Here is an 8,611-nt window from a genome sequence, read left to right on the forward strand (position 1 = left end):
AGAAAGAATGTGAACATCATGAATAAATTATTGCTACTCGTTACATTTATCATTCGTGTGGGTTCAGGTATTGTTATGTTAATGCAAGGCTACGAAAAATTAACGGGCGGATTTACGCTGAAAGGTTTAGTACCAGTCATCGCTAACAATACTGATTCACCAGAGTGGTATAAGTGGTTTTTCGCAAATATAGTTGCACATACGACGTCATTATTTGATATTGTTGTCCCACTCGGAGAGATTGCAATTGGATTAGGTTTAATTTTTGGAGTTTTTGCATATGCTGCTAGTTTCTTTGGAGCCTTTGTTATGATAAATTATATCTTAGCAGATATGATATTTACGTATCCTCTTCAATTAACTTTCTTTATCCTTTTACTAATGAGTCACTCATTGTTAAAACAGATTTCACTTAAAGAAATCATTAATTACTTTAGAGGTCGTAAGAACAGAGGTGAAAAAATAGATGACCCACTTACTGATCGTGGATGATGAACAAGACATTGTAGACATTTGTCAAACCTATTTTGAATATGAAGGTTACAAAGTAACAACGACAACTAGCGGTAAAGAAGCAATTTCTTTACTATCAAATGATATTGATATCATGGTACTTGATATCATGATGCCAGAAGTTAATGGTTACGACATTGTCAAAGAAATGAAAAGGCAAAAATTAGATATCCCCTTTATCTATTTAACTGCCAAAACACAAGAACATGATACCATTTACGCCTTAACTTTAGGTGCAGATGACTATGTCAAAAAACCATTTAGTCCAAGGGAACTCGTTTTACGTATTAATAATTTACTTACAAGAATGAAGAAATACCATCATCAACCAGTTGAACAACTGTCGTTTGATGAATTAACACTTATTAACTTAAGTAAAGTTGTGACTGTAAATGGTCACGAAGTCCCTATGCGTATTAAGGAATTTGAGTTATTGTGGTATTTAGCTTCTAGAGAAAATGAAGTTATTTCTAAATCAGAATTACTTGAAAAAGTTTGGGGATATGACTATTACGAAGATGCTAATACCGTGAATGTCCATATACACCGTATTAGAGAAAAATTAGAAAAAGAGAGCTTTACAACATATACCATCACAACTGTATGGGGATTAGGATATAAATTTGAAAGGAGCCGATAATGGTGTTATCAATTAGAAGTCAAATCATTATTGGCGTCGTATCGAGTATACTATTAACTTCAACTATTTTAGCAATTGCATATATTTTAATGTGGTTTAACGGCCATATGACACTAACTTTGACCTTAACGACAATAATTACAAGCTGTTTAACCTTATTAATATGTAGTATTTTTATTAATCCACTTATACAAAAAATTAAGCAGTTTAATATAAAAACTAAGCAATTTGCTAACGGAAATTACGCAAGCAATGATAAAACGTTTAATTCACCAAAAGAAATTTATGAATTAAATCAATCTTTTAATAAAATGGCTTCTGAAATTACGCAACAAATGAATCAAATTAAATCCGAACAACAAGAAAAAACAGAACTGATTCAAAACTTAGCCCATGATTTAAAAACACCTTTAGCAAGCATTATTTCATATTCTGAAGGACTACGTGATGGTATAATCACAAAGGATCATGAGATTAAAGAGTCATACGACATATTAATTAAACAAGCAAACAGATTATCAACATTATTTGATGATATGACTCATATTATCACTTTAAATACAGGTAAAACATATCCCCCAGAATTAATACAACTAGACCAATTACTTGTATCAATATTGCAACCATATGAGCAACGTATCAAACATGAAAACCGCACATTAGAAGTGAATTTCTGTAGCGAAATTGATGCATTTTATCAATATCGAACGCCACTTGAGCGTATTTTAACAAACTTACTTGATAATGCGCTAAAATTTTCAAATGTTGGTAGTCGCATTGATATTAATATTAGTGAAAACAAAGATCAAGATACTATCGACATTGCTATTAGCGATGAAGGTATTGGCATTATACCAGAACTACAAGAACGTATATTCGAACGTACATTCAGAGTAGAAAACTCTCGTAATACAAAAACGGGTGGTTCTGGATTAGGCTTATATATAGCTAATGAACTCGCGCAACAAAATAACGCAAAAATCAGTGTAAGCAGTGATATAGATGTAGGAACTACGATGACTGTAACATTACACAAATTAGACATTACGTCATAATCCGATTTATTTATAAAATAAAATGCAAAGACTAAAAAGAAGCTCCCATTAATGAGGGCTTCTTTTTTTGTTTATTTAGAATAAACTTTATGGGTATCCTTCTCATCATTTTCAATACTTGAAAGATTTGTAGCTTGAATAATATATTTAGGACGTGCCTTAACTTCATAATATATCCTGCCAATATATTCACCTACAACACCAATTGAAATTAACTCTATGCCGCCTAATAATAAAATAGCTGCAATCGTTGAAAAATATCCTGGAATATTAACACCAGATATCATAATATTGATGAATAAATAGATAATATATAGCACGCTTATTGAAAAGATAAACAAGCCAAGATAAATCATCATTCTCAAAGGTTTACTATTAAAGGAAATCAATCCATCAATACCATAATTAAATAACTTTTTAAAGGACCACTTAGATTCCCCTTTTTGTCTCTCAACATTTTGATACGTAAACACTTTAGTATTATAGCCTATCCATTCAAATAACCCTTTTGAAAATCGATTATATTCTTCAAGTGATGCAATGGATTTAACAGCTCTTTGGCTTAAAAGTCTAAAATCACCAACACCATCATCAAATTGTACTTCTTCTACAAAGCAATTAACTAACTTATAATACAAATGGCTTAATGTTTTGCGACTAAAATTTTCACCACTTCTATCACGCTTTGCAATCACTTGATCATAGCCTTCCATAAAACCTTCAACCATTTTCGGAATATATTCAGGTGGATGTTGCAAATCACAATCTATCATGATGACTGCATCAAATTCAGTACTATGCTGGTAACCTGCAATCATAGCTGCTTCTTTTCCAAAATTTCTACTAAAAGAAATAAAGCTGACATGCCTATCTATTGTGGCAAGATGTTGCATTTCATCTATAGTGGTATCCGTACTTCCATCATCTATGAAAAGCATATTATAATCATAGCCTTTCACACTACTATCTTGTGAAAGTATTTCAGTTAATTGTTGATGTGTTTGTGTAATGACTTCCCCTTCATTAAAACAAGGAATGACGACTCTAATTTTCATCTATGTCCATCCTTTTTATTTAAAAGATTTTGAATGTACCTGAGTATTGTTTTATCAAATAGTAAAAACCAACTCATTTATTTTAATGTACACATTAAAAGGCATTCATAAACGTAAAATTTAACATCCAGTTATTTTAAATCCCCAATTTTCACATCATCTGGATTTTTACCTTGTCTTGCATTTCTATCTAAAGCATCAATTTCAGCTACTTCTGTTAATTCTAAATTAAAATCTAAAATATCTATATTTTCTTGAATGCGTTTAGGTGTCTGAGATTTTGGAATAATAATTCTATTGTGTGCTAAATGCCAACGTAATACAACTTGTGCTGGTGTTTTATGATATTTTTCAGCAATTTTAACAATGACAGGGTTGTCTAGTAGTCCTCTATTTCTCATCAAAGGCATCCATGCAGTCACTTTAATATCGTGACGATCACAAAATTCTTGTAATTCTTGTTGGTTAAAATATGGATGTACCTCAATTTGATTCACCATTGGTTTGATACTTGATTGAGCCATTAATTTTTCTAGATGATGAACATTAAAATTACATACACCTATTGCTTTTACCTTACCTTGCTCGTAAAGTTCTTCCATAGCTTTATATGTTTCTAAAAATAGACCATCTGCTTCACAAGGCCAATGTATTAGAAATAAATCAAGATAATCAGTTTGTAAATTTTCAATCGATTTGTTGAAATATTCGAATGTTTTCTCATAACCTTGATAGTCATTCCATAACTTCGTTGTTATAAACAAATCTTCTCTATCGACGCCATTATCCTTTAATGCTCGTCCTAGTGAAGCCTCATTATCATAAAAGTATGCTGTATCAAACGCTCTATAGCCTGCGTCAATTGCAGCATTTACAACTTTAGTCATATCTTCGTCAGAGATTTTATAAACACCTAACCCAACTGAAGGCATCGGGTATCCATTATTTAATATTTGTATCTCATTCAACATCTTTATATCTCTCCAATCTATGTATCTTTTATATCTTTACATTACCCTAAATTTTTCAACAAACTCAATTAATGCGAATTATCGCTTTCAATAAAAAATATTCATTAAATCATTAAAGATATTGAGTTCCAATACTATTTTCACTTTTCATTAATTTTAGTCAAAAAAATAACCAACCAAAAATGAATTAAATCATTCTTAGTTGGTTTATATATTAATATCTATTCTGATTTTTCATCTTCATCAGACTGTCCGATAGTAGGTCTCGCTTCATTAAATTCATAGTTTAATATCACCCAAATAATTTGGTGGTTATCGATTTCTGAAACAACCCAGCGATCATAAGTTGTATCCACGTAATCATCTTTTTGTAAATTGGTATTACGAGATTGTAACCATCCACCTATCGTATCAATATCCTCAGAGTCATCAAATTCTATACCGAACTCTTCAGTTAAATCATCCAATAGTACTCTGCCATTTACTTGGAATGTCTTATTATCAATTTTAACGATATCATTCACTTCATCATCATCAAATTCATCACGAATTTCTCCAACGATTTCTTCTAAAATATCTTCCATCGTTAAAATACCTGCCGTTCCACCATATTCATCTATAATAAGACTCATATGTACATGTTCACGTTGCATTCTAATTAATGCATCACTGATACGTGTTGTCTCTGAAATCATTGGCAACTCATGTATATAGTTTGCTATTTTAATCGTTTTTCCAGAAGCGTATTCAGTTAAAAATTCTTTGACGTTAATAAATCCTTTAATGTGGTCTTTATCACCATCATCAGTAATTGGATAACGCGTAAATTGATGTTCTTTTATTGTTTCTAGTAATTCGTCTACATTAAAAGGTTCATTTAGTGTAATCATTTGAGTTCTAGGTACCATTATATCTTTTGCATGTCTTTCATCGAATGAAAAGATATTTTGCATATATGCCAATTCAGTTTGGTTGATTTCTCCACCATTATAACTATTGTTAATAATAATTTTGATTTCTTCTTCTGACATTGCATCAGTTTGGGCATCAGGATTTACACCAAACATTCTAATAATAACACGTGCAGAACCATTCATCAGCCAAATCAATGGTTTCATAATGTTACCGAAATAGAACAATGGTCTTGCATATACTAAAGCAAGCTTTTCAGTATGTTGAATCGCTATAGATTTAGGCGCTAATTCACCAAGTACTACATGCAAATACGTAACGATTATAAATGACACTGCAAACGAAATCGTCGTCGTTAATGCAGTTGGTAAATTGATTGCTTCAAATATCGGGTGTAATAGCTTTTCAAACGTTGGTTCACCAAGCCAACCTAACCCTAAAGATGTTACTGTTATACCTAACTGACAAGCAGAAAGATAATAATCTAGATTAGCAATCATCTTTTTTACTATTTTAGCAGGTTTATTTCCTTCATCTGCTAGCTGTTCAATTCTTGTTGCTCTAATTTTTACTAATGCAAATTCTGAACCAACAAATACAGTGGTTAATGCAATTAATAGAATAAATATAATCAAACTAATTATGGTCGAAGTTTCCAATTAATTCCCTATTTCTAGGGATTCACCTCCATGTTATATGTGTCACTCATGGGTAACACGCATTCAAATTTATCACTATGACTTAAATTACAACTACATGTTATCGCCTTCCCATTTAGACACCCCCAGAAAAAAATGTTATTGCTTCTATTTTATCATAATATAAAGTGCTTATGTTAACAGATTAAATCTATTGCATACATTTAATTATGATTATTTATTAGCTAAATGTGTGAACCTTGCCTTGTTTTATTGTAGATTTTACATTCATATCATCATCTAGAATAACAAGATCTGCATCCTTATTTACTTTAATACTACCTTTTCTATCATCGATACCTAATGCAATGGCTTGATTTAAACTTGTTACTCGCCATAAATGATCTAATGTATCACCTGTAAATGATATTAAGTTACGTAACCCATGATTCATTTTTAAAATACTACCAGCAAGCGCACCATTTGCAAGACGTGCTTGTTGCGATTGAACAGTTACTTTTTGTCCACCCAAATCATATTCTCCTTCAGGCATACCTTTTGCACGCATTGCATCGGTAATTAAATAAAAACGTTCATTACCTTTCATACGGTAAGCAATTGCAACCGATGCCGGATGAGAATGTGTGCCATCAACAATCATTTCGGTATGTAGAGCATCATTCAACCATGCTGCTCCAAAAACACCTGGTTCTCTATGTTGGAATGGCGTCGCTGCATTATATAAATGCGTGACATGTTTAGCTCCTCGCTCAACAGCTTCGACTGCTTCTTCGTATGTTGCCACTGTATGACCAATTGAAAAAATAATGTCATCTTTATACGTTTCAAGCGCTTCTTTTGCACCTTCAACTTCAGGTGCAAACGTCATAATCTTTATTAATCTGTTAGCAGTCTCTTGAAAATGTTTAATTTTATCGATAAATGGGCGTACAACGTATTGCGGATGTTGAGCACCAACTTTATTTTCAGATATAAATGGTCCTTCTAAATGTATACCTACAATTTCCGCTGCATTGTGAACATCTTGCTCCGCTTCATATTTAGCAATATTTGTAAGTGCTTTATCTATTTTATCAGTAGATTGCGTCATTGTAGTGGCCAAGTATGATGTCGTCCCTTCAGATAACAAATTTTCGGATAGATATTTTAAGCCATCGTATGACCCATCCATTGCATCTTGACCATAACCACCATGAATATGTATATCAATAAAACCTGGTAATACATAATGACCTTTAGCATCAATCACTTGAATTTTATTTGTCGTATCATTATCAATTGCTGCTTTATCATCCCCTTCTCCAATTGCAACAATCTGTCCATCTTTCACATGAATGTAACCATTATCGATTTTGCCATCTTCAGTATAAACTTTGCCGTTATATATAATTAATTCTGACACGTATAAACCCTTCTTTATTTATAAATTTTCACTTTAAGACACTCATATTTTACTATATCTGCTTCGTTTGGCATAACTTTTTGCAAAATATTAAAAAAGTCTATACATTTGTGGTGTCTATTTCTTCATTCATTTATCTAAAAATAAAAACACCTTCATATCAATTCATAAAAACTGAATTAATAGAAAGTGTTTTTACAGCTTTGTATAAGCTACCGTTAACACGATGTATAAAACTAACATATATTCATTGAACTTACAACTTAATATGAAGCTCTTTGCTAACAATCATTTTACATCATTAAAACTACTCGTCCATTGATTTTGAAGCTTCGATTTCTGTTTCAGTTAACTTTGGTTTAATAAGTCCATAAATTAATGCTGAAACTAATGTACCAACTAGAAGTGCAATAAGAGTTTGAAGTAAGTGTGCACCATCAGTACCAACAATTACAATAATACCACCATGTGGCGCAGTAATTCGAGAACCTAAGCCTAAAGCAATTGCGCCACCTATACCTGAACCAATCATCATTGAAGGAATAACACGTAATGGATCGGCAGCTGCAAATGGAATCGCACCTTCTGTAATAAAGGACATACCCATCACATAGTTAGGGATAATTGAACCACGTTGTTCTTTTGTAAATTTACGTCTGAAAATTAACATCGCTGTCGCAATTGCTAACGGTGGAATCATACCACCAATCATTGCAGCTGTAATTGGTGCTGCATTACCTTCAATCAACGCACCTGTTGCAAAAACATATGCCGCTTTGTTGAATGGACCGCCCATATCAATCGCCATCATAGCGCCAATAACTAAACCTAATAATACAATATTAGAACCTGATAAATTGTTTAATCCATCTAATAACAAATGATTTAACCAAGATGCTGGTGGATTAAAGACATAAATCATCAATAAGCCTGTAGCTGTCACTGTTAATAGTGGATAAATTAATGTTGGCTTTAATCCCTCTAATGCTTGTGGTAACTTACGTGTCATGGCTTTAACACCTTGTGTTAAGTAACCTGCTAAGAAACCTGCAATAATACCACCAATAAATCCTGAACCACCTGAAATTGCTAACATACCACCTACAAGACCTGAAGCGAAACCAGGTTTATCCGCAATACTACGTGCAATGAATCCAGATAAAATTGGAATGATTAGCGCGAATGCACTTTTACTACCAATGTTCCAAAGCTGCTCTGCAAACGCATTGTACTCTGAGCTTTTTGGATTAAATGAATTTGCTCCAAATAAAAATACAATTGCCATTAAAATACCACCAGATATTACAAGTGGCAACATGTTAGAAACACCGTTCATTAAGTGTTTATAGAATGCTTTACCTGGGCTTAATTTTTCTTGACTGTCATTTGAGTTACCTTTTCTTT

The 8,611-nt window shown here is 32.4% G+C and carries 8 protein-coding genes; 3 read left to right on the forward strand and 5 right to left on the reverse strand.

Annotated elements, in window-relative coordinates:
- Window positions 1-18: 18 nt before the first annotated feature.
- From IDG60_RS17420 to saeS, 3 genes are read left to right on the forward strand one after another with little or no spacing between them, the layout of a single operon-like run.
- Window positions 19-492: a DoxX family membrane protein gene (locus tag IDG60_RS17420; RefSeq protein ID WP_001037807.1), complete on the forward strand. Its 474-nt coding sequence runs from the start codon at window positions 19-21 to the stop codon at window positions 490-492.
- Window positions 467-1,153, forward strand: coding sequence for a response regulator transcription factor SaeR (saeR, locus tag IDG60_RS17425; RefSeq protein WP_000149344.1), 687 nt, complete (start codon window positions 467-469; stop codon window positions 1,151-1,153). Before IDG60_RS17420 ends, saeR begins: the two co-directional genes overlap by 26 nt.
- Complete coding sequence (gene saeS, locus IDG60_RS17430; RefSeq protein ID WP_000244415.1) at window positions 1,153-2,208, forward strand: two-component system sensor histidine kinase SaeS; 1,056 nt, start codon at window positions 1,153-1,155, stop codon at window positions 2,206-2,208. The genes saeR and saeS overlap by 1 nt, the downstream gene beginning before the upstream one ends.
- Before the next feature lie 71 nt (window positions 2,209-2,279).
- On the opposite strand, the gene csbB is transcribed toward saeS, so the two are convergent.
- The 5 genes from csbB to IDG60_RS17455 form a co-directional block, all read right to left on the reverse strand.
- Window positions 2,280-3,263: a lipoteichoic acid-specific glycosylation protein CsbB gene (csbB, locus tag IDG60_RS17435; protein ID WP_000702779.1), complete on the reverse strand. Its 984-nt coding sequence runs from the start codon at window positions 3,261-3,263 to the stop codon at window positions 2,280-2,282.
- A gap of 131 nt (window positions 3,264-3,394) precedes the next feature.
- A complete protein-coding gene (locus IDG60_RS17440; RefSeq protein ID WP_000931238.1) occupies window positions 3,395-4,234 on the reverse strand; it encodes an aldo/keto reductase in 840 nt (279 codons plus the stop codon).
- A gap of 221 nt (window positions 4,235-4,455) precedes the next feature.
- Complete coding sequence (locus tag IDG60_RS17445) at window positions 4,456-5,805, reverse strand: hemolysin family protein (RefSeq protein WP_000450257.1); 1,350 nt, start codon at window positions 5,803-5,805, stop codon at window positions 4,456-4,458.
- A 220-nt stretch (window positions 5,806-6,025) separates the two neighbouring features.
- Window positions 6,026-7,207, reverse strand: a complete 1,182-nt coding sequence (gene nagA, locus IDG60_RS17450; protein ID WP_001292243.1) for an N-acetylglucosamine-6-phosphate deacetylase — start codon at window positions 7,205-7,207, stop codon at window positions 6,026-6,028.
- 307 nt (window positions 7,208-7,514) lie between these two features.
- Window positions 7,515-8,611, reverse strand: a 1,097-nt coding sequence (locus tag IDG60_RS17455) for a PTS fructose transporter subunit IIC (protein WP_206160989.1), incomplete at its 5' end; no start/stop codon positions are given.

The organism is Staphylococcus sp. EG-SA-2 (assembly GCF_017152085.1).

Bases quoted from the DNA above. Each gene is read 5' to 3' on its own strand.
- saeS (WP_000244415.1), top strand. From the start codon at position 1,153: ATGGTGTTATCAATTAGAAGTCAAATCATTATTGGCGTCGTATCGAGT.
- IDG60_RS17420 (WP_001037807.1), top strand. From the start codon at position 19: ATGAATAAATTATTGCTACTCGTTACATTTATCATTCGTGTGGGTTCA.
- csbB (WP_000702779.1), bottom strand. From the start codon at position 3,263: ATGAAAATTAGAGTCGTCATTCCTTGTTTTAATGAAGGGGAAGTCATT.
- IDG60_RS17440 (WP_000931238.1), bottom strand. From the start codon at position 4,234: ATGTTGAATGAGATACAAATATTAAATAATGGATACCCGATGCCTTCA.
- saeR (WP_000149344.1), top strand. From the start codon at position 467: ATGACCCACTTACTGATCGTGGATGATGAACAAGACATTGTAGACATT.